This window comes from uncultured Sphingomonas sp. (genome assembly GCF_913062585.1).
In the GTDB taxonomy this organism is placed as follows: Bacteria; Pseudomonadota; Alphaproteobacteria; order Sphingomonadales; family Sphingomonadaceae; genus Sphingomonas.
In genome coordinates this window covers 15,168-35,116 of sequence record NZ_CAJXWX010000012.1, presented here as the reverse complement: position 1 = coordinate 35,116, position 19,949 = coordinate 15,168, and the positions used below count along the sequence as shown (strand labels likewise).

The window sequence follows — 19,949 nt, the reverse complement described above, 5'->3', positions numbered from 1 at the left end:
GTGAAATGAAAAACCGTCGCTTGGATCAGTCCTCTCATGCAGCCGATTGACGATCGTGGCAGGATGTCGAGCTGGCCTGCTCCGACAGAATGACGGTCGTTTCGACGCTGCCCACCCCTTCGATCGACTGGAGGCGGTCAGCGAGTTCGGAAAGCGCGTGCGGCGATTCTACCGAGACCACGAGCACGGCATCGCGCTCGCCCGCGATGGAATAGATTCTGTTGATCTCCGGCCAGGAAGCAAGTGGATCGATGACCAGTGCACATGGCCGTACGGTGAGTGACAGCGTGACGAGGGCCGACAGGCGTTGAACGGCATCAGGCGCGATCATCGCGGTATAGCCCAGGATGATGCCATCACGCTCCAACCGCGCGATGCGCGCTTGGACCGCTGTACGCGACAGGTTGAGGTCCCGCGCGAGCGAAGCTGTCGCCTTGCGGGCGTTCTGCTGCAACAGCGCCACCAGTTTTTGGTCGATATCCTCGAGCCGCTTGCCTGTCCTGTTCATCCGCACCGTCACATCGTCACCAATTACGGCGATCCGCAATCTCGCCAAGTAAGGCCCCTTGTAGCATCGATGGGATCGAAGGAGCGAAACATGAACATCATCGAGGCGAATGCATTTCGAGGGCAACGTGCGTGGGAGGCGCTCGACATTGCCAATATCGATGGTGTGACCGTGCGCCTGCACTGGACGGATCAGCCCTATATCTGGCACGTCAACGATGGACCGGAGGTGTTCGTCGTCCTGGACGGAATCGTAGACATGCAGGTCCGCACCACCGATGGTGAACTCAGCCACCGCCTGACACCAGGTAGCGTCTTCCACGCAGAACAGGGTGACGCCCACCGCGCCGTCCCCAATGGTGAGGTGCGAGCGCTGGTTATCGAACGGGCAGGCAGCTTCTAAGGCGGCCATCTCGCGAAAGATCGAAGACCAGAGCCGCTGGCGGCCCACAGCATGCAGCGGCCTCGGTTCGAAGAGTGCGAAAATTCACATTTTTAGGAGGTCGCATGAATACCGCCAAAGAGAAATTCTTCGACAATCCGGTTGAGCTATATCGGAGGCTTCGGAAGGCATGGTCGGCAAAAACTGCGAGTCCCTCTGAAAGCTGGTCCGCTGAAAACCCTGCGAAAAATCATTGCAGCGTGACGGCGTTGATCGTTCAGGATCACTTTGGGGGAGACATTCTTACTACGAAGACCGTTGGCGGAACGCACTTCTATAATCTAATCAGCGGAACACGGTGGGATTTAACGGTAAGCCAGTTTGCAGAACCGATCCCATTTGACGACAACGTCTCGTCTCGCGATGCGGCGCTGCAGGACACCACGCTGGAAAAATATCTAGCAGTCACGCAACGCCTCCAAGCGCAACTTTGATGCTGTCGGCCGCGGTCGTGTTCCCAGCGCGGCCACTTCAGTTCACCGCTTCCCGTTTGGGAACCTGCAACGGGAACCCAGCCGCAACCACCGCGCTGACAGTCGTCTGTAGGTCGCTCTTTCCCAGAACCTGTTCCCGATTGATCATTCCCGAAATTGCCGCTTGCGATCGAGAAACGGGAAAAGTCACGCGGCGCGAATAGGCGCAATCTACAAAGCATCCGCCTTGTCGGATCGGGGGGCAACCGAAACGCCCATGCCCCCTCACCCCAAAATCGCTGCAATATCCATCGGTCGGCCGTCGCGGCGCAATTCCACCGTCACGCGCGGCTCGACGCCGTTCCCGCCCCTGCCAGCGCGGCCCAGCACCGAGCCTGCAGCCACGCGCTGGCCCGGCTTCACCGCGATGCCGCCCAGGCCCGTCACCAGGCTGGTCCAGCCTGCGCCGTGATTGACGATCACGATCCCGCCATAGCCCCGGAACGCGCCCGCATAGCGGACCTCGCCGCCCGCGGGGGCGACGACGGGGGCGTAGGGGACGGTCGACAGGGTGATGCCGCGCGCACGGACGCCCGCGTCGGAAATCTCGCCGAAGCCGCCCGCCACCTTGCCCTGGACCGGCAGGCGATAGGTGCCGGGCGCGATGGACGGGCCGATGACGCCTGGCGCGAGCGGGCGCGAGACGGGGCCGGGCAGCGCGACCAGTTCGCCTGCAGTCGCCTGCGCCTCGCCGCGTTCGGCCATGCGGTCGACGATGTCGCGCGCCGCCTCGCCCAGCGCCAGCGCGCGGTTGGATTCGTCGATGGCGACCTGGCCGAGCGCCTGGGCGCGGTCGCGGTGGCTCGCCTCCAGCCGGGCCAGCGCCTGGCGTTCGCTCTCCAGCTTGGCGGTGGTCGTCGCCAGGGCGCGCGCGGCCAGCGCGGATTGCGCCTGGACCCGGCGCGTCGCGGCCAGTTCGCTGCGCACCGCCGCCGACCGTGCGGCGATCACCGGCGCAATGGTGCCGAACACCGCACGGACATGCGCCAGATCGGCGATCGAGCCCGGCTGCGCCACTGCCGCCACGGGGGGACGCGCCGCCATGCTCTGCATCGCGGCCAGCAGATGGGCAAGCGGGGCCTGCGCGCTTGCCAGCCGCGCCTGTTGCCGCGCCAGCAATCCGGCGACCAGGTCGACCCGCGCGCGCGCCGCCGTCACCTCCGCCTCGGCCGCGGCGACCCGCGCCGCCATCGCACGTTCCTTGGCCTGGGCGATGGCGGCGGCGTCACGCTCGGCCCCCGCCTGCTGCTCCAGCGCCTGGGCACGCGCCTGGGCGGCAGCGGCCCCCGTGCGCGCATCGGCCAGACGACGCTGGTCGGCGGCGATATCGGTCGCGCCCAGCAGCGCCAAGGCCGCCATCGCCAATGCGCCTTGGCCAAGCCTCACGCGCCTAACCCTCGCGGTGATAGGGGTGGTTGGCGAGGATGCTGGTCGCGCGAAACAGCTGCTCGGCCAGCATCGCGCGCGCCATCATATGCGGCCAGGTGGCACGGCCATAGGAGATCAGCAGGTCGGCGCGCGCCCGGTCCGCATCCTCGAACCCGTCCGCCGCGCCGATCATGAACCGGCACTCGCGCACGCCATCGTCGCGCCAGCGCTCCAGCCGACGTGCGAAATCCATCGAGGAGAGATTTTCGCCCTTCTCGTCCATCAGGACCAGACGCACCTGTCCCTCCAGCGGCGGAACCTTGCCGCCGGTGTCGGGGAGTTCGGTGACCTTGGTCGGCCAGCCGATCCGCTTGATATAGCGCTCGACCAACTCGGCCTCGGGCGAACGGCCGATCCGCCCGCGCGCGACGATATGCAGCAGCACGGGGGTGGACCCTCAGGGCGTCAGAGGTTGCGGTCGGCAGGACTCGCGGGCGGAGTCGGCGCATCGCCGAACGCCCACATGCGCTCGAGATTGTAGAAGCTGCGCACCTCGGGCCGGAACAGGTGGACGATGACGTCATTCGCGTCGATCAGCACCCAGTCGGCGGTCGGCAGGCCTTCGATACGGACCGAACGGCCGAACTCGGCCTTGATCTTCTCGGCGAGTTTCATCGCCATCGAGGCGACCTGCCGGGTCGAGCGACCGCTGGCGATCACCATGAAATCTGCGATCGACGATTTGCCCGCCAGCGGGATCGAAATCGTCTCCACCGCCTGGTCGTCGTCGAGCGAAGCCAGGATCAGGCGATGCAGCGCCTCCACCTCTTCGGGATCGGACGGACGCGGCGATTGGGGGGAAGTGGCCAAGTGAGCTCCTGTTCAGGGGACGTTTCGGCCCATATGCCGAAACCAGTCCGGATCGCGGGCCCGAAGGCCCGTGGCGGAAGTCGGGTCGGGGCGGAAGCGCAACAGCACGAAGGCCGGCAAACTCCACATCGTCCAGTTCTTCGCCTGGCCCGGACGCCTCTGGAAACGCCTGAACCAGCCCAGCGCGGGTGTCGCGTGGGCGGCGGCATTGTACCCCGGACGGCCGATAACCGCAATCGGGATCGCGCGGGCAATATCGCGCCACCTACGCCAGCGGTGAAATTGCTCCAGATTGTCCTCGCCCATCAGCCAGATGAACTCATGGCCGGGATAGCGACGCTGGATCTTGCGCACCGTGTCGAGCGTGTAGCGGGTGTGCAATTCCTGCTCGATCGCGCTGGCCCGGATCGGCGCACGCCTCGCCATCCGCTCGGCCGAGGCGAACCGTGCGGCGAAGGGCGCCATGTCACTGGCCCCGTCCTTCAGCGGGTTGCCCGGCGACACCAGCCACCAGACCTCGTCCAGGTCGAGCGCACGCATCGCATCCAGCGTGATGCGGCGATGACCGTGATGTGCCGGGTTGAACGACCCGCCGAGCAGGCCGATCCTCACCCTCTGATTTGTCCCGCGCCGCGCCCGACCCATTTATAGGTGGTCAGCCCCTCCAGCGCGACCGGCCCGCGCGCATGGAGACGCCCGGTGGCGATGCCGATCTCCGCACCCAGCCCGAATTCGCTGCCATCGGCGAATTGGGTCGAGGCGTTCCACAACACGATCGCGCTGTCGACCTGCGCGAGGAAGCGCTCCGCGACGGCTGCATCTTCGGCCACGATCGCATCGGTATGGTGCGATCCATGTGCGGCGATATGCGCCATCGCGCCCGCCAGCCCGTCGACCAGCGCGACGCTGGCGATCGCGTCGAGATATTCGGTGTCCCAGTCCTCCGCCGTGGCCGCCGCCAGGCCGGGGACGATCTCGCAAACGGCCTCGTCCCCGCGCACCGTGCAGCCCGCCTCGACCAGTTCGGCGACCAGCTCGGCGGGGTGGCAGTAGGCGTGGTCGATCAGCAGCGTCTCCATCGCGCCGCAGATGCCGGTGCGGCGCATCTTGGCATCGCGAACGATCCGCCGCGCCATGTCATGATCCGCCGAGGCGTCGACATAGACATGGTTGATCCCGTCGAGATGCGCGAGCACCGGCACCTTCGCCTCGGCCTGTACCCGCGCGACCAGGCTCTTGCCGCCGCGCGGGATCAGCAGGTCGATCAGCCCGTCCGCCGCCAGCATCGCGCCCACCGCCGCGCGGTCGGTAACGGGAACCAGCTGCACCGCCTCTGCCGGACCGCCCGCCGCCGTCCAGCCCGCAACGAAGGCAGCGTGAAGCGCGCGGTTGCTGTGCACCGCCTCCGTGCCCCCGCGCAGGATCGCGGCATTGCCCGCCATCGCGCAGAGCGCGGCGGCATCGACGGTGACATTGGGGCGGCTTTCATAGACGATGCCGATCACCCCCACCGGCACGCGGATGCGCGACAGGTTCAGGCCGTTGGGCCGGGTGCGTTCGTCGATCCGCTCGCCGACCGGATCGGGGAGTGCGGCCACCGCCTCCACGCCGGCGACGATGCCGGCGATGCGCGCCTCGTCCAGCTTCAGCCTGTCGAGCATTGCAGGGGAAAGGCCGTTCGCTGTGCCCGCCGCCATGTCCTGCGCATTGGCGGCCAGGATTGCGGGCGTCGCCTCGCGGATCGCACGGGCGGCGGCGCGCAGGGCTTCGGCCTTGGCGGCGGTCGGCATCTGCGCCAGCAGCTTCGCGGCGGTGCGGGCGCGCTGGCCCATATCGGCGATCAGGGCGGGGATGTCATGATGGTCGGCCATGGCGCGGCGGTATCATGGTCGGGCGGCGGGCCCAAGCATGGGAATCTTGTGTAACGGAAAGCGCGGGACCTTGCCCCTCCACCATGCTGCGCATGGTCCCCCTCCCCAAGCCAAGCTTGGGGAGGATTTGGGTGACGTCATTCCTCCCCAAGCTTGGCTTGGGGAGGGGGACCGCGCCCGCAGGGCGTGGTGGAGGGGCAATCCCGCCGCTTCGACCATGCCCCCTCTCCATTTGTTCATCACCAGTCCCTATGAAGGCCCCATGCACAGCCGTTTCGAATCCCTGCCCAACCGCCGCGCCATCGTCGACCGCCGGGCCCTTGCCGAACAGGTCGCCGCGCTCGGCATCACGGGGCCCGAGGGTCGCACCCGGCTCACGCCGGTCCTGCGCGCCGCGCTCGACGCCGGGCGGCAGGAGGTCGCGCGGCGGCTGTCGGTTCATCCCTCGCGTGGGCTGGAGGCGGCGGCGGCGCAGGCCTATCTGACCGATCAGGTGCTGAAGGTGCTGTTCGACTTCACCACCGAGACGCTCTACCCGCTGAGCAATCCCACGGCGGGCGAGCGGCTCACCCTGATCGCGGTGGGCGGCTATGGCCGGGGCGAGATGGCGCCCTATTCGGACGTCGATATCGGCTTCCTCACCCCCTTCAAGCAGACGCCCCATGCCGAGCAGGTCATCGAGTCGATGCTCTATTCGCTCTGGGATCTGGGGCTGAAGGTCGGCCATTCCAGCCGTTCGATCGACGAGATGATCCGCCAGGCCAAGGCCGATGTGACCGTCCGCACCGCGCTTCTGGAAGGGCGGTTCCTGTGCGGCGACCAGCCGCTGTACGAAGAGGCGGCGCGTCGGTTCAAGACGGAAATCCAGACCGATTCGCACCGCCAGTTCATCGCCGACAAGCTGGCCGAGCGCGACCTGCGCCACCGCAAGATGGGCGACACCCGCTATGTCGTCGAACCCAATGTCAAGGAGGGCAAGGGCGGCCTGCGCGATCTTCACGCGCTCTTCTGGATCGGGAAGTATGTCTATGACGTCGACCGCGCCGCCGACCTGATCGAGCGCGGGCTGTTCACTCGCGAGGAATATCGCCAGTTCCACCGCGCCGACAATTTCCTGTGGGCGGTCCGCTGTCACCTGCACCTGATCACCGGGCGTGGCGAGGACCGGCTGACCTTCGATGTACAGCGCCAGATCGCCGAGCGGATGCGCTTCTCCGACCGACCGGGCAAGGCCAAGGTCGAGCGGTTCATGCAGCTCTATTTCATCCAGGTGAAGACGGTCGGCGCGCTGACCGGCGCCTTCCTGGCACATCTGGACGAGCGGTTCGCGGCGCGCGGCCATCGCTTCGGCCTGCCCACCATCCGCCGCCGCCCGCGGCGGTTGAACGGCTTCGTGCTGGACCGGGGGCGTCTCGCCCTGCCGCGCGACACCTTCTTTCAGGAAGACCCGGTCCGCCTGATCGAGATCTTCCAGCTCGCCGATCGTTACGAGCTGGAAGTCCATCCGCTGGCGATGCGCGCCGCGTCGCGCGACGCCAAGATGGCCGACGATATTCGCCGCGATCCGCGCGCCAATGCGCTGTTCCTCGACGTGCTGACCAGCCGCCACGATCCCGAGCTGGTGCTGCGCTGGATGAACGAGGCCGGGGTCTTCGGCCGCTTCGTTCCCGATTTCGGCCGCGTCGTCGCGCAGATGCAGTTCGACATGTACCATCACTATACGGTCGACGAGCACACCATCCGCGCGCTCGGCCTGCTGGCGAAGATCGAGCGGCAGGATCTGGTCGAGGAACACCCGGTGGCCTCGGCGATCATCGGCCAGATCGTGTCGCGCCGCGTCCTCTATGTCGCGGTGCTGCTCCACGACATCGCCAAGGGGCGTGGCGGCGACCATTCGATCCTGGGCGCCGAAGTGGCCGAGCGGCTGTGCCCCCGCCTGGGATTGAGCGAGGCGGAAACCGAGACGGTGGCGTGGCTCGTCCGCTGGCACCTCCTCATGTCCGCCACCGCGTTCAAACGCGACCTGTCGGACTTCAAGACCATCCTCGATTTCTGCGAGACGGTGCAGAGCCCAGAGCGGCTCCGCCTGCTGCTCCTGCTGACCATCGTCGACATCCGCGCGGTCGGGCCGGGCACTTGGAACGGCTGGAAGCGCCAGCTGCTCGCTGATCTCTACGACGCCGCAGAGGAGGTGCTGCGCCTGGGCCACAAGCAGCGCGGCCGGGGCGAGCGGATCACCGCCAAGCAGGAACGGCTGCGCGAGGCGCTAGGCTGGCCCGAGGTGCAGTTCGCCGCACTCGTCCGCCGCCTGCCCGAGGCATACTGGATCGCCGAGCCCGACGATGTGCTGGCTCACAACGCCCGCCAGATGGCGGCGGCGGGCGATGCGCAGCTGTCGATCGACGCACAGGTCTATAGCGAGCGCGGCGCGACGCTGGTGTCGATCTACGCCGCCGACCATCCGGGGCTGTTCTATCGTATCGCGGGCGCGATCCATGTCGCGGGCGGCAACATCATCGACGCACGCATCCACACGACCCGCGACGGCATGGCGATCGACAATTTCCTGGTCCAGGACCCGCTGGGCCGCCCCTTCGACGATCCGGGCCAGTTGAACCGCCTGCGTCGCGCGATCGAGGATGCGCTGGCCAACCGCAACAAGCTGGCCGATCGGCTGGTCGCCAAACCCTCGATCCGCCCGCGCGCCGACGCCTTCCCGATCGCGCCCAACGTCCTGATCGACAATCGCGCGTCGAACCGCTTCACCGTGGTCGAGGTCCATGCGCGCGACCGCCCGGCGCTGCTCAACCAGCTGGCCCATGCGCTGTTCCAGTCGAAGGTGACGATCCACTCGGCCCATGTCGCGACCTATGGCGAACGCGCGGTGGACGTGTTCTACCTGACCGACCTGACAGGGGACCAGATCACCAATGGCGGACGGTTGAAGACGCTGGAAAAGCGCCTGCTGAGTGCGGCGGCGGGAGAAGCGCTGGAGATGGCGGCTTAAGCCTGTTGGCGCCCATCCCTCGCTCCGTGCGAAGAGCAGTTAGCGCAGAGGTGGAAAGGCGTGCACTTTCCTCCCCTGCAAGGGGAGGTGGCCGGCCGAAGGCCGGACGGAGGGGTGTCCCGGCTGGAAGAGCAGTCTATCCTCGCCAGCGGCGATACCCCTCCACCAGCTTCGCTGGTCCCCCTCCCCTTGCAGGGGAGGAATGGGTGTGGGGCAAGGGCAGTAGCTGAGAAACGTCGGACCAGTCGCTTCCGGCCCAATCTCTACGACTCGCGCAATGTCCCGACACCTCTGCGCCTCCGTGCGAACCCCACAGAAAAACCCCGGCAGCCCAAGGGCTCCGGGGTCTTTCAAAACCGATCGTCGAGCGTCAAACGCCCGAGTCGCTCCGGCTCACTTCGGCGCCAGCACCATCAGCATCTGGCGGCCTTCCATGCGCGGATAGGCTTCGACCTTGGCGACCTCGGCCACCTGCTCGGCAACGCGCTGGAGCACATTCATGCCCAGCTGGCCGTGGCTCAGCTCGCGACCGCGGAAGCGCATGGTGACCTTCACCTTGTCGCCCTCGCCGATGAATTCGACCACCTTCTTCATCTTGGTGTCGTAATCATGGTCGTCGATGTTCGGACGCATCTTGATCTCCTTGATCTCCTGCGTCTTCTGCGACTTGCGGGCGAGGTTCGCCTTCTTCTGGGCCTCGTACTTATATTTGCCGACGTCGAGGAACTTGGCGACGGGCGGATCGGCATTGGGCGACACTTCGACCAGGTCGAGGCCGAGCTCCTGGGCCTGGGCCATCGCTTCGCGCGTGTACATCACGCCAAGATTCTCGCCCTCATGGTCGATCACGCGAACCTTGGGGCTTTGAATCCACTCGTTGAACCGAGGACCGTTCATCGGCGGCGCCTGCATCGGACGGCGCATCATGGGAGGACGTATGGGTATTTCTCCTGTGGCAATTACCCGTCCAATATAGGCGATCGGGCACAAATTTGAAAGGGCGAGACAAACGTCCCGCCCTTTCCTTTAGCTTATGAGGATTCAGCCGCGCAGATCGGGCGGAGTCGCTTCCTCGCGCAGCATGGCGATGGCTTCGTCGAGCGTCATGATCTCCTGCGCCTGGCTGCCCAGACGGCGGACGGCGACCTTGCCTTCCTCGGCCTCGCGCTTGCCGACGACCAGCAGCACGGGGACCTTGGCGACCGAATGCTCGCGCACCTTGTAGTTGATCTTCTCGTTGCGCAGATCGGTCTCGACCCGGATACCCGCCGCCGCCAGCTTGGCCGCCGCGTCTTCCGCATAGCCGTCCGCATCCGAGACGATGGTCGCGACCACCGCCTGCACCGGCGCCAGCCAGACCGGGAAACGCCCCGCATAATGCTCGATCAGGATGCCGATGAACCGCTCATAGGAACCGAAGATCGCGCGGTGGAGCATGATCGGTCGGTGACGCTCGCCATCCTCGCCGATATAGGATGCATCGAGTCGTTCGGGCAGAACCCGGTCCGACTGGATGGTGCCGACCTGCCAGGTCCGGCCGATCGCGTCGGTCAGGTGCCATTCCAGCTTGGGCGCATAGAAAGCCCCCTCGCCCGGCAGTTCTTCCCAGCCATATTTCTCGGTGGCGAGGCCCGCCCGCACGACCGCGTCGCGCAGTTCGGTCTCGGCCATGTCCCACATCTCTTCGGTGCCGAAGCGCTTTTCGGGGCGCAGCGCCAGCTTGATCGAATAGGTGAAGCCGAAATCCTTGTAGATCCGGTCCGCCAGTTCGCAAAAGGCGCGGACCTCCTCGACGATCTGGTCCTCGCGGCAGAAGATATGCGCGTCGTCCTGGGTGAACTGGCGCACGCGCATCAGGCCGTGCAGCGCGCCGTGCGGCTCGTTGCGGTGGCAGCAGCCATTCTCGTAGAAGCGCAGCGGCAGGTCGCGGTACGACTTGATCCCCTGGCGGAAGATCAGGACATGCGCCGGGCAGTTCATCGGCTTCAGCGCCATCCACTGCGCATCGTCCGAGACCAGCGGGCCCTCGTCCTCGACGTTGGGCACCTCGTCGGGGATCACGAACATGTTCTCGCGATACTTGCCCCAATGGCCCGACTGTTCCCACTGACGCGCGTCCATGACCTGCGGGGTCTTCACCTCGCGGTAGCCGGTCGAGTCGATCGCGCGGCGCATATAGGCCTCCAGCTCGCGCCAGATGCGATAGCCCTTGGGATGCCAGAAGACCGAGCCATGCGCCTCCTGCTGGAGGTGGAACAGGTCCATCTCGTTGCCCAGCTTGCGATGATCGCGCTTGGCGGCTTCCTCCAGCCGCGTCAGATGCTCGGCGAGCTGCTTCTTGTTGAGCCAGCCGGTGCCGTAGATGCGGCTGAGCATCGCGTTCTTCTGGTCGCCGCGCCAGTACGCGCCCGACACGCGGGTCAGCTTGAACGCGTTGGGATCGAGCTTGCCGGTCGAGGCGAGATGCGGCCCCCGGCACATGTCGAGCCAGGCATCCTCGCCCTTGCCGGCGCGATAGACGGTCAGTTCCTCGGTATCGGGCAGCTCGGCGGCCCATTCGGCCTTGAACGTCTCGCCCTGCGCGGTCCAGCGTTCGATCAGCTGCTCGCGGGTCCAGACCTCGCGGATCAGCGGCTCGTCCTTGGCGATGATCTTGCGCATTTCGGCTTCGATCGCGGGCAGGTCCTCCTCGGTAAAGGGGCGGTCCTTGGGCGCGAAGTCGTAGTAGAAGCCGTCATCGGTCGCCGGGCCGAAGGTGATCTGCGTGCCGGGGAACAGCGCCTGCACCGCCTCGGCCAGCACATGCGCATAGTCGTGGCGCGCGAGTTCGAGCGCGTCGGCCTCGTCCTTGGCGGTCACCAGCGCCAGCGCGGAGTCGCCCTCGAACGGTCGCATGATGTCGCGCAGCTCGCCATCGACCCGCGCGGCGATCGCGGCCTTGGCCAGGCCCGGTCCGATCGCGGCGGCGATGTCCGCGGGAGTGGTTCCGGGCGCGACCTCACGGACGGAACCGTCGGGCAGCGTGATACGGAACATCGCGGACATGGATACTCTCTTCGATAAGTGCGGGTGATACGCCAGTGGAGCCCGGCGCGAGGGGCTCTATAGGGAAGAATCCCCGACAGGTATATGGGGTGAGGTCAGGCGTGCGCCCGGATCGCCGGCAGCACCCCCAGCGCGGGGCGGGCATACCAGAAGCCCTGGTGATAGCGCACGCCCAATTCGTTCAAAGTCGCCGCCTCGGCCGCCGTCTCGATCCCCTCGGCGATCAGCAGCGTGTCGAGTTCGGCGCACATACCGACCATCGCCCGCACGATGGCGCGGCGGCGGGGATCACGGTCGATGTCGCGGATCAACTCCATGTCCAGCTTCACCTCGTCCGGCGCGAAGCGGACGAAGCGGTCGAGCCCCGAATGACCCGATCCGAAATCGTCGATCGCGACCGAAAAGCCGATCTGCTTGTAGGAATCGATGATGCCCGCGACATGCTCGGGCGATCCCATCTGCTCGTTCTCGGTGAACTCGAAGATCAGCCGATCGACGGGCAGCCCCTGCGCCTGTGCCGTGCGCAGGGTCAGCTGGATACAGGCCACGGGCGAATAGACCGCATTGGGCAGGAAGTTGATGGACAGCTTGGCGTCACTGTCCATGATGCCCGCCGCCATCGCGGTTTCGATCGCCTTCACCCGGCACGCCTGGTCGAAGGAATAGCGGTTCGCCTCGTTCACCTGCGACAACACGCTATAGGCGCTCTCGCCGTCGACGCCCCGGATCAGCGCCTCATAGGCGAAGGGGCGACCGGTCGCCGTGTCGACGATCGGCTGGAACGCCATCGCGAACGGGATTTCGAAATCGACACCGTCACGGCATCCGCTGCAGATCTTGCGCATTTCCATGCGCCAGGGCCTATGCTCGAAATGGTTAATTCCCTGTGTCGAACACAGCCCACCCCATGACGGGGCCGCCGCGTCAAAAATAGGGCGGCGGTGGTCCGACTCCACCGCCGCCCTAGTTATTGGCGCATGGGATCAGCGTCCCTGACCGCCGCCGCCATGGCTGGCCTGGCCGCCCTTGCGACCCGCTTCGGAGGCCTTTTCGCGGTCATTGGCGAAATTGCCGGGATTGTTCTCACGGCCGCCGCCGCCATTGCTGTCTGCCATCATATCTCTCCTACTCGGCACCCCCGCAGCGGAAAGACGATGAGCGATCCACTCAAGTTTCGGAAATCACAGGAATAATAATATTCTGCATAAGCGGTGGATCATGATGTGTTTTATGGAGCGAAGCGGCATGACACGCCGCGATCTTCATCCAGATCATTATCTCCAGAAGACACAATACCGCCCATCCGGTCACCCAGAACATTCCCGAATGGGCGGCATCATGTTTCCACGAAGGGCGTTATTGATCGATAGCGTAGGCCGCCATCAGGCTGACGGTCGTCGAAATGGGCGCGGGCGACAGGCCGACCTCGATCGGCGGGGGTGGCGGCGGCGCTGCGGGCGCGGGCGGAGGGGCGACGCGATAGGACACGCGCGTCTCCGGAGTCATGTCGCGATAATTGCTGTCCTGAACCCGCAGCAGCGCGCCGAGCTTGTGCCCCGAGCCTTCGGCGATCAGCCTGGCCTCTTCCCGTGCATTGTTCAGCGCATTGCGCATGGCCTGTTGCCGGGCCGCGCTGTCGTCGCTGACCCAGAAGCGTCGGACCGTCGCCTGAAGGCCACCCAGCCGCCCGATCAGGCCGACCAGCGTGCCGGCCTCGGCCACGCGGGGCGTCTCGATCTCCACCGGCAGGGTCGCGACATAGCCCTGGATCGCGCAGGGACCGGTCGACAGTTGCGGCGCGCCATAAGCGCCATTTCCGCATTCCCGCGACCGGACCGGGGTCACGGAAAATTCGGACGAATGCAATTCCATCGCACCGCGCAGCATTCCCTCGGCCCCCGCACGAATGGCCTTGGCGGTGTCGCGAAGCTTCGTCGTCGCCTCGTCGGAGGTCGCACCCTCCCCCCGCACATTATAGCCGACGGCAACCCGATCGGGCGGCGTCTTCGCGGAACCGACCGCCGACACCATGATCTGCGGCTCGGACGAGGTCTGCGCCACAGCACCTGTCGCTGCCCCTGTCGCAACCGTTGCGAAGACCATTCCCATCCATGTCGTCTTCATGCCCACTCTCCCCCTCACACGATTCCGAACGGTACCAGGTGATTGTCCTGCGTATGCCCCACCCTAGCGCGACCAAGATAGGGCACGCCCATTTCGCCGCACCAGCGCTGCATCATGAACTCGAGCGTCTCGCCCCATTCGGGCTCGTTTTCCTGCACGTTGCTGACCGCGCCCAGCCGCACGCCGGCCACGCCCTTCAGCTGGGTGGCGCTGGCCATGGTGAACAGCATCCGGTCGACCGCATACATATGCTCGGACACTTCCTCGACGATCAGGACATGGTCGGTCAAGTCGGGCAGCCAGGGCGTGCCGATCAGCGCGTGGAGGATCGACAGGTTGAACGCCGCCGCCGGGCGTCCATCGAGTCCGGGCTCCAGCCCCTGCCGGTCGCCGCTGGTCAGCCAGCCCAGCGAGCGCGCCACGGTCACGTCGCCGCCCTGCCGCCTTATGTCGCTGGCCATCGGCCCGTGCACCGGCCGCCCGATCCGCCGGGCATAGAGCGCGGCCAGCACGAAGCCCATGTCGGAATAGCCGATATAGGTCTTGTGCCCCGCCGCCGCGTTCAGGTTCGGCATGACCCGCGAGAGAATGCGGTTCGACCCGTATCCGCCGCGCAGGAACCAGATCGCGTCGATGCCGGGATCATTGGCGAATTCCAGGAAGGCCGAGGCGCGGCGTTCGTCATTCCCCGCAAAATGCCCGTCCTGCTCATAGCATTGCGGGTGGAAGATCAGGTCGACATCGGGATAGGCGATCGCAGCAAAGGCGCTGACCGGCGCCTCGGCGGCCGGGTTGCCGATGCTGGCCGGGGCGAGGATTCCGATCTTCATTTCAGCGCGTCCCCCACATCCGTCACTCGGCCGGGCATTGCCCTGCACCGCATTACCGCCGATAGCGTGGCGCCATGACCAACGGCAATTCCTGTTTTCTGGTGGGCATCGGCGGATCGGGGATGATGCCGCTGGCCATGATCCTGCGCGAGAAGGGCTGGACGGTCGCGGGATCGGACCGGGGACTGGACCAGGGCCGGGTGACGCCCAAGTTCGACGCGCTGCGCGCCGCCGGGATCGCACTGTTCCCACAGGACGGATCGGGCGTGACCTCGGCCGACCAACTCGTCATCGCCTCGGCAGCGGTCGAGGAGACGGTGCCCGACATCGTCGTCGCCAACCGGCTGGCCTGCCCCCGCGCCACCCGCGCACAGATGCTGGCGAGCCTCTTCAACGACAGCACTCTCCCCATCGGCGTGGCGGGGACCAGCGGCAAGTCGACCGTCACAGGCATGATCGCCTTCATCCTGCACCAGACGGGCCGCGATCCGACCGCGATGAACGGCGCGGTGATGAAGGACTTCGTCTCGCCCGACAGCCCCTTTGCCAGCGCACTGGTCGGCCGCGGCGACGCCTTTGTCAGCGAGGTGGACGAAAGCGACGGCTCGATCGCGCTCTATAATCCCGCCATCGCCGTGCTGAACAATGTCAGCCTGGACCATAAGTCGCTGGAGGAATTGCGCGCGCTGTTCGGCGGGTTCGCCGCGCGGGCGCGCCATGTCGTCGCCAATGCGGGCGATGCCGAGACGGCGGCGCTGCTGGCCGACATTCCCAACCTCACCACCTTCGCGGTCGAGGGCGCGGGCGACCTGGTGGCCGAGGCGCTGAAGCCCGAGCCCTTTGCGATCGCCTTCGACCTTATCACGGGGGGTGCGGGCTATCATGTCCGGCTGTCGGTGCCGGGCCGCCACAATGTCTCCAACGCGCTCGCCGCGATCGGCGCAAGCGTGGCGGCGGGCGTGCCCCTGATCGACGCGATCCGCGCGGTCGAGCGCTTCACCGGCCTGAAGCGCCGGTTCGAGAAAGTCGGCGAGGCGGGCGGCGTCACCGTCATCGACGATTTCGGCCACAACCCCGACAAGATCGCCGCGACGCTCGACACGCTGCACGCCTTTCCCGGCCGCTTGCTGATCCTGTTCCAGCCGCACGGCTATGGCCCGCTGAAGGTCATGCGGACCGAACTGGTCGACAGCATCGCCGCACGGATGAAGCCGGGCGACGTGCTGGTGATGCCCGACCCGGCCTATTTCGGCGGCACCGTCACGCGCGAGGTGACCAGCACTGACATCGTCGCCGACCTGTGTGCGCGCGGACTAGACGCCCGCCACATCGCTGACCGCGCCGAGGCGGCGGCGACGCTGGTGGCGGAGGCGAAGGCGGGCGACCGTATCGTCGTGATGGGCGCCCGCGACGACACGCTCAGCCTGATGGCGCAGGACATGGTGGAGCGGCTCGCCGCAACGTAAAGGGCACTTAACGTAAAGCGAGCCTTCCATGTAAAGCCTCCTTCACATTCGAGGGAGGTTCATCATGCTGTGTTCGTCATCCGCCGCACGCCGTTATCAGCGCAGGGTCATCATCCTGGCGGTCGTCTACACCGCGCTGCTGTTTTCGGCCGTGTATCTGTTGAACCGGCACCTGGTCACCGGCGTGGTGGCCTATATCGTGGGTATTCTGCCCGCCTTGCCGGTGGTCGGGTTCTTCGGCGCGATCGGCATGTATCTGACCGAGGAGCGGGACGAATATCTGCGGATGCTGCTCGTGCGTCAGTCGCTGGTGGCGACGGGTCTGGCGATGACGGGCGCGACGCTATGGGGTTTTCTGGAAGGGTTCGACCTGCTGCCGCATCTGGTCGGTTATGCGTGGCCGATCCTGTGGTTCGGCGGACTGGGCCTGGGCGCCTGCGTCAACCATGTCCTCGAACGGAACCCGGCATGAACAACCACCTCCGCACCCTGCGTGCCGAACATGGCTGGAGCCAGCAGGATCTGGCCGAGCGGCTGGACGTCAGCCGCCAGAGCGTCAACGCGATCGAGACGGGGCGCTACGACCCGTCGCTCCCCCTCGCCTTCAAGATCGCCGAACTGTTCGGATGCGCGATCGAGGATATTTTCGTCAGTCCGTCCAGAGGCTGATTTGGCCAATCCCCAGCGCCGTGATAGGATCAGCACTCGGCCATAGGAGAGCGCTGACCATGTTCCGTCGCCTGTTCACCGAACATCCCGAGAGCGTCGGCGAAAGCTATGTCGAGCATTTCGGCGTCGCGGCACGGTTCGGCGGGATCATGATCCTGGGCGGGCTGGGCGCGATCGTTCATGCGGTCGTGCCGGGGCTGTGCACCACGACCGCCAGCCGTACGGTCGCCAAGCTCAATGCCGAAATGGTCGCCAAGCGAAGCCAGAAACAGGCCGCGCAGACCCAGATGAAAAGCGTGGAATATGTGATCTGAGGGTGGGATTGCCCCTCCACCCCTCGCTGGCGCGAGCGGTCCCCCTCCCCAAGCGAGCTTGGGGAGGAATCTTCCCACCTCCGTTCGGCCTGAGCGAAGTCGAAGGCCACGTACCGCACTTTGCCGGACATCCCTTTTTGGCGGACCGATTCCCTTGGCCTTCGACTTCGCTCAGGCTGAACGGAGGCTCGGGATGCAGCGCGCGGCTTTCCATCCCCCCGCCCACATCCTAAATCCGCGTCATGACCGACGCCCCCGCCCCGCGCCCCAAGCTCGCCTATCACTGGACCCAGGGCACCGGCCCCGCGATCGTCTTCCTGCCCGGCTATGCGTCGGACATGCAGGGGTCGAAGGCGGTGGCGCTTGAGGCCTGGGCGCGGGCGAACGGCCGGGCGTTCCTGCGCTTCGATTATGGTGGCTGCGGCGAGTCGGAAGGGGCGTTCGAGGACCAGGCGCTGGCCGACTGGCGCGACGATGTCGTCGCGATGCTGGACGATGTGGTAAAGGGCCCGGCGCTGCTGGTCGGATCGTCGATGGGCGGCTGGCTGATGCTGCTCGCCGCCCTGGCACGGCCGGATCAGGTCAAGGCGCTGGTCGGCATCGCCCCCGCGCCCGACTTCACCGACTGGGGCTTTTCCGAAGCCGAGAAGATGGCGATCCTCCAGGCCGGGCGGCTGGAGCGCCCCAATCCTTATGGCCCGACGCCCACCATCTACACCCGTCGCTTCTGGACATCGGGCGAGGCGAACCGGCTGACCTTCGGCTCCGTAGCGTTCGACGGGCCGGTGCGGCTGCTCCAGGGAATGGCCGACCCCGATGTGCCCTGGCACCGGACCACCCATCTGGCCCAGCTGTTCCGTTCAGCCGATGTGCAGACTCTGTTGATCAAGGACGGGGATCACCGGCTGTCGCGCGATGCCGATATCGCGCTGCTGATCCGGGCCGTCGAGGACGTGTTGCACCGCCTATGATCCTGCTGCCCCTGGCGCTTGCCGCCGCCACCCAGACCGCCGCCAAGCCCCTTCCCGCCGATCCGCGCGAGGCCCGTTACCAGCGCTGCGTCGCCCTGGCGGATCGCGACCCCGCCGCCGCGAAGATCGAGGCGGGCAAGTGGCGGCTGGCGGGCGGCGACTATTTCGCGCAGCAATGCCTGGGCCTGGCCTATGCCACCGAACGCAACTGGACGGCGGCGGCCGATGCCTTTCAACAGGCCGCGCGCGCCGCCGAGCTGGGCCATGACGTGCGCGCCGCCAATTACTGGGCGCAGGCGGGCAATGCCTTTCTGGCGGCGGGGGATGCGGGCCATGCGCGCACCGCGCTCGACGCCGCGCTGGCCGCGGGCGAGCTGACCGGCTTCGCACGGGGCGAGGCGCAGCTGGACCGCGCCCGCGCGCTGGTCGCGGCGGGGCAACCGGCGGCGGCGCGGGTCGACCTGGACGCCGCGCTGACCAATGCACCCGCCGATCCGCTCGCTTGGCTGCTGTCCGCGACGCTCGCCCGGCGGATGAAGGACCTGCCGCGCGCGCAGAAGGACATCGCCCAGGCGCTGACCCGCTCCGCCGACGACGCCAATGTCCAGCTGGAGGCGGGCAATATCGCCGCCGTCGCTGGCGACGAGGCGGCCGCGCGCAAGGCCTGGAGCCAGGCCGCCCAGCTCGCGCCGCCCGACAGCCCGATCCGGGCCGAGGTCGCCAAGGCGCTGGCACAATTCCCCTCGCGTTGAAGCTTATCGCAGGGCAAGGTCGCCGCGCCGTTCGGGGTCTAGGGTCCGGCCCTCCCCTTTTCACCAGGCAGGACACAGGATGCGTTATCTCCACACCATGATCCGGGTCAGCGACCTTGACGCCAGCATCCGCTTCTTCGCGCTGCTGGGACTGAAGGAAGTGCGCCGCGTCGACAATGAACGCGGGCGATTCTCGCTGATCTTCCTCGCTGCCCCCGGCGAGGAAGGGCGTGCCGAGGTCGAACTGACGCACAATTGGGATCCCGAAATCTATACGGGTGGCCGCAATTTCGGGCATCTGGCCTACCGGGTCGACGACATCTACGAAACGTGCCAGCGGCTGATGGACGCCGGGATCACGATCAACCGGCCGCCCCGCGATGGGCATATGGCCTTCGTCAAGTCACCCGACGGCATCTCGATCGAGCTGTTGCAGGACGGCGCGCTGCCGCCCGCCGAACCTTGGGCCTCGATGCCCAATGTCGGAAGCTGGTAAGAGGCCAGTCATGGAAATCGTTCGAGTCCCCGTCCTCTCCGATAATTATGCCTGGCTGATCCATGACGCCGGACAGACCGTCGCGCTCGATCCCGGCGAGGCCGCACCGGTCGCCGCCGCCGCCGCCGCGCGCGGCTGGACCATCGACCAGATCTGGCTGACCCATTGGCATCCCGATCATGTCGGCGGCGCACAGGCCCTCAAGGCCGAAGGCGCGCGCATGGCGGGCCCGGCGGCGGAGGCGGAGAAGATCGCGGGGCTCGACACGCTGCTGGCCGAGGGCGATACGATCGCGGTCGGCGACGCCACCGCGACCATCTGGTCGGTGCCGGGCCATACGGCGGGGCATATCGCCTTTCATGTCGCGGACCGCGCGACGATCTTCACCGGCGACACGCTGTTCGCCATGGGATGCGGGCGGCTGTTCGAGGGGACGGCCGAGCAGATGCATCGGAATATGCGCCGCTTCGCCGCGCTGCCGGGCGACACGCGGGTTTATTGCGGGCACGAATATACCCTGTCCAACGCGCGTTACGCCGCCGTCGCCGAGCCCGAGAATGCGGCGATCGCGGCCCGGCTGGCCGATGTCGCGGCGATGCGCGAACAGGGCGAGCCGACCATCCCGACGACGATCGCGCAGGAACGCGCGACCAACCCGTTCCTGCGCTCCGTCGATGCCGAGGAACTGGCCGCGCGGCGTGCAGCCAAGGACGCGTTCAAGGGTTAAGGCAGGGCTACAGGGGA

Annotated in this window: 23 protein-coding genes; 11 read left to right on the top strand and 12 right to left on the bottom strand. The window is 66.7% G+C overall.

The features are described from left to right. Nucleotides 1–34: 34 nt before the first annotated feature. On the bottom strand, nucleotides 35–556 hold the full coding sequence (locus QZ546_RS09745; RefSeq protein ID WP_294236582.1) for an Lrp/AsnC family transcriptional regulator: 522 nt from the start codon (nucleotides 554–556) through the stop codon (nucleotides 35–37). A 42-nt stretch (nucleotides 557–598) separates the two neighbouring features. Between QZ546_RS09745 and QZ546_RS09740 the strand changes: the two genes are divergently transcribed. Then, nucleotides 599–910 carry a cupin gene (locus QZ546_RS09740; RefSeq protein ID WP_294236580.1) on the top strand — a complete coding sequence of 104 codons (312 nt, stop codon included), beginning with the start codon at nucleotides 599–601 and terminating at the stop codon, nucleotides 908–910. 104 nt (nucleotides 911–1,014) lie between these two features. Next, nucleotides 1,015–1,383 carry a hypothetical protein gene (locus QZ546_RS09735; protein ID WP_294236579.1) on the top strand — a complete coding sequence of 123 codons (369 nt, stop codon included), beginning with the start codon at nucleotides 1,015–1,017 and terminating at the stop codon, nucleotides 1,381–1,383. A gap of 264 nt (nucleotides 1,384–1,647) precedes the next feature. Here QZ546_RS09735 and QZ546_RS09730 read toward each other — a convergent pair whose 3' ends face one another. Genes QZ546_RS09730 through QZ546_RS09710 form a run of 5 tightly spaced genes read right to left on the bottom strand, consistent with a single transcriptional unit; the run spans nucleotide 1,648 to nucleotide 5,531 of the window. Further along, nucleotides 1,648–2,808 carry a peptidoglycan DD-metalloendopeptidase family protein gene (locus tag QZ546_RS09730; protein WP_294236577.1) on the bottom strand — a complete coding sequence of 387 codons (1,161 nt, stop codon included), beginning with the start codon at nucleotides 2,806–2,808 and terminating at the stop codon, nucleotides 1,648–1,650. 4 nt (nucleotides 2,809–2,812) lie between these two features. Beyond that, nucleotides 2,813–3,235, bottom strand: a complete 423-nt coding sequence (locus QZ546_RS09725; RefSeq protein ID WP_294236575.1) for a 23S rRNA (pseudouridine(1915)-N(3))-methyltransferase RlmH — start codon at nucleotides 3,233–3,235, stop codon at nucleotides 2,813–2,815. 20 nt (nucleotides 3,236–3,255) lie between these two features. Beyond that, nucleotides 3,256–3,660 carry a ribosome silencing factor gene (gene rsfS / locus QZ546_RS09720; protein ID WP_294236573.1) on the bottom strand — a complete coding sequence of 135 codons (405 nt, stop codon included), beginning with the start codon at nucleotides 3,658–3,660 and terminating at the stop codon, nucleotides 3,256–3,258. Nucleotides 3,661–3,672: 12 nt separating this feature from the next. Then, nucleotides 3,673–4,272 carry a nicotinate-nucleotide adenylyltransferase gene (locus QZ546_RS09715; RefSeq protein ID WP_294236571.1) on the bottom strand — a complete coding sequence of 200 codons (600 nt, stop codon included), beginning with the start codon at nucleotides 4,270–4,272 and terminating at the stop codon, nucleotides 3,673–3,675. Next, nucleotides 4,269–5,531: a glutamate-5-semialdehyde dehydrogenase gene (locus QZ546_RS09710; RefSeq protein ID WP_294236570.1), complete on the bottom strand. Its 1,263-nt coding sequence runs from the start codon at nucleotides 5,529–5,531 to the stop codon at nucleotides 4,269–4,271. The genes QZ546_RS09715 and QZ546_RS09710 overlap by 4 nt, the downstream gene beginning before the upstream one ends. Before the next feature lie 262 nt (nucleotides 5,532–5,793). On the opposite strand from QZ546_RS09710, the gene QZ546_RS09705 reads away from it, so the two are divergent. Further along, on the top strand, nucleotides 5,794–8,538 hold the full coding sequence (locus tag QZ546_RS09705) for a [protein-PII] uridylyltransferase (RefSeq protein WP_294236568.1): 2,745 nt from the start codon (nucleotides 5,794–5,796) through the stop codon (nucleotides 8,536–8,538). Nucleotides 8,539–8,931: 393 nt separating this feature from the next. On the opposite strand, the gene infC is transcribed toward QZ546_RS09705, so the two are convergent. From infC to QZ546_RS09675, 6 genes are all read right to left on the bottom strand, one after another. Further along, complete coding sequence (gene infC, locus QZ546_RS09700; RefSeq protein WP_037569087.1) at nucleotides 8,932–9,465, bottom strand: translation initiation factor IF-3; 534 nt, start codon at nucleotides 9,463–9,465, stop codon at nucleotides 8,932–8,934. 114 nt (nucleotides 9,466–9,579) lie between these two features. Continuing rightward, entirely contained in the window at nucleotides 9,580–11,583 is a 2,004-nt protein-coding gene (thrS, locus tag QZ546_RS09695; RefSeq protein ID WP_294236566.1) for a threonine--tRNA ligase, read from the bottom strand. 95 nt (nucleotides 11,584–11,678) lie between these two features. Further along, on the bottom strand, nucleotides 11,679–12,428 hold the full coding sequence (locus QZ546_RS09690; RefSeq protein WP_294236711.1) for an EAL domain-containing protein: 750 nt from the start codon (nucleotides 12,426–12,428) through the stop codon (nucleotides 11,679–11,681). A 138-nt stretch (nucleotides 12,429–12,566) separates the two neighbouring features. Further along, nucleotides 12,567–12,701, bottom strand: coding sequence for a KGG domain-containing protein (locus QZ546_RS09685; protein ID WP_294236565.1), 135 nt, complete (start codon nucleotides 12,699–12,701; stop codon nucleotides 12,567–12,569). 238 nt (nucleotides 12,702–12,939) lie between these two features. Next, nucleotides 12,940–13,707, bottom strand: a complete 768-nt coding sequence (locus QZ546_RS09680) for an SIMPL domain-containing protein (protein WP_294236563.1) — start codon at nucleotides 13,705–13,707, stop codon at nucleotides 12,940–12,942. A 14-nt stretch (nucleotides 13,708–13,721) separates the two neighbouring features. Then, entirely contained in the window at nucleotides 13,722–14,537 is an 816-nt protein-coding gene (locus tag QZ546_RS09675; RefSeq protein WP_294236561.1) for an LD-carboxypeptidase, read from the bottom strand. A 74-nt stretch (nucleotides 14,538–14,611) separates the two neighbouring features. On the opposite strand from QZ546_RS09675, the gene murC reads away from it, so the two are divergent. The 8 genes from murC (at nucleotide 14,612) to gloB (ending at nucleotide 19,932) form a co-directional block, all read left to right on the top strand. Beyond that, nucleotides 14,612–16,003: a Mur ligase family protein gene (gene murC, locus QZ546_RS09670; RefSeq protein ID WP_294236559.1), complete on the top strand. Its 1,392-nt coding sequence runs from the start codon at nucleotides 14,612–14,614 to the stop codon at nucleotides 16,001–16,003. Nucleotides 16,004–16,067: 64 nt separating this feature from the next. Continuing rightward, nucleotides 16,068–16,475: a hypothetical protein gene (locus QZ546_RS09665; protein WP_294236557.1), complete on the top strand. Its 408-nt coding sequence runs from the start codon at nucleotides 16,068–16,070 to the stop codon at nucleotides 16,473–16,475. Further along, nucleotides 16,472–16,672: a helix-turn-helix transcriptional regulator gene (locus QZ546_RS09660; protein WP_294236555.1), complete on the top strand. Its 201-nt coding sequence runs from the start codon at nucleotides 16,472–16,474 to the stop codon at nucleotides 16,670–16,672. Before QZ546_RS09665 ends, QZ546_RS09660 begins: the two co-directional genes overlap by 4 nt. A gap of 59 nt (nucleotides 16,673–16,731) precedes the next feature. Continuing rightward, nucleotides 16,732–16,986, top strand: a complete 255-nt coding sequence (locus QZ546_RS09655; RefSeq protein ID WP_294236554.1) for a DUF6356 family protein — start codon at nucleotides 16,732–16,734, stop codon at nucleotides 16,984–16,986. 242 nt (nucleotides 16,987–17,228) lie between these two features. Then, nucleotides 17,229–17,957 (top strand): alpha/beta hydrolase, encoded by a 729-nt coding sequence (locus tag QZ546_RS09650; protein WP_294236552.1) that lies wholly within the window; start codon nucleotides 17,229–17,231, stop codon nucleotides 17,955–17,957. After that, nucleotides 17,954–18,709 carry a tetratricopeptide repeat protein gene (locus QZ546_RS09645; protein WP_294236550.1) on the top strand — a complete coding sequence of 252 codons (756 nt, stop codon included), beginning with the start codon at nucleotides 17,954–17,956 and terminating at the stop codon, nucleotides 18,707–18,709. The genes QZ546_RS09650 and QZ546_RS09645 overlap by 4 nt, the downstream gene beginning before the upstream one ends. Before the next feature lie 79 nt (nucleotides 18,710–18,788). Beyond that, a complete protein-coding gene (locus QZ546_RS09640; RefSeq protein WP_294236548.1) occupies nucleotides 18,789–19,205 on the top strand; it encodes a VOC family protein in 417 nt (138 codons plus the stop codon). Between the two features lie 10 nt (nucleotides 19,206–19,215). After that, nucleotides 19,216–19,932, top strand: coding sequence for a hydroxyacylglutathione hydrolase (gloB, locus tag QZ546_RS09635; protein WP_294236546.1), 717 nt, complete (start codon nucleotides 19,216–19,218; stop codon nucleotides 19,930–19,932). Nucleotides 19,933–19,949 lie beyond the last annotated feature (17 nt).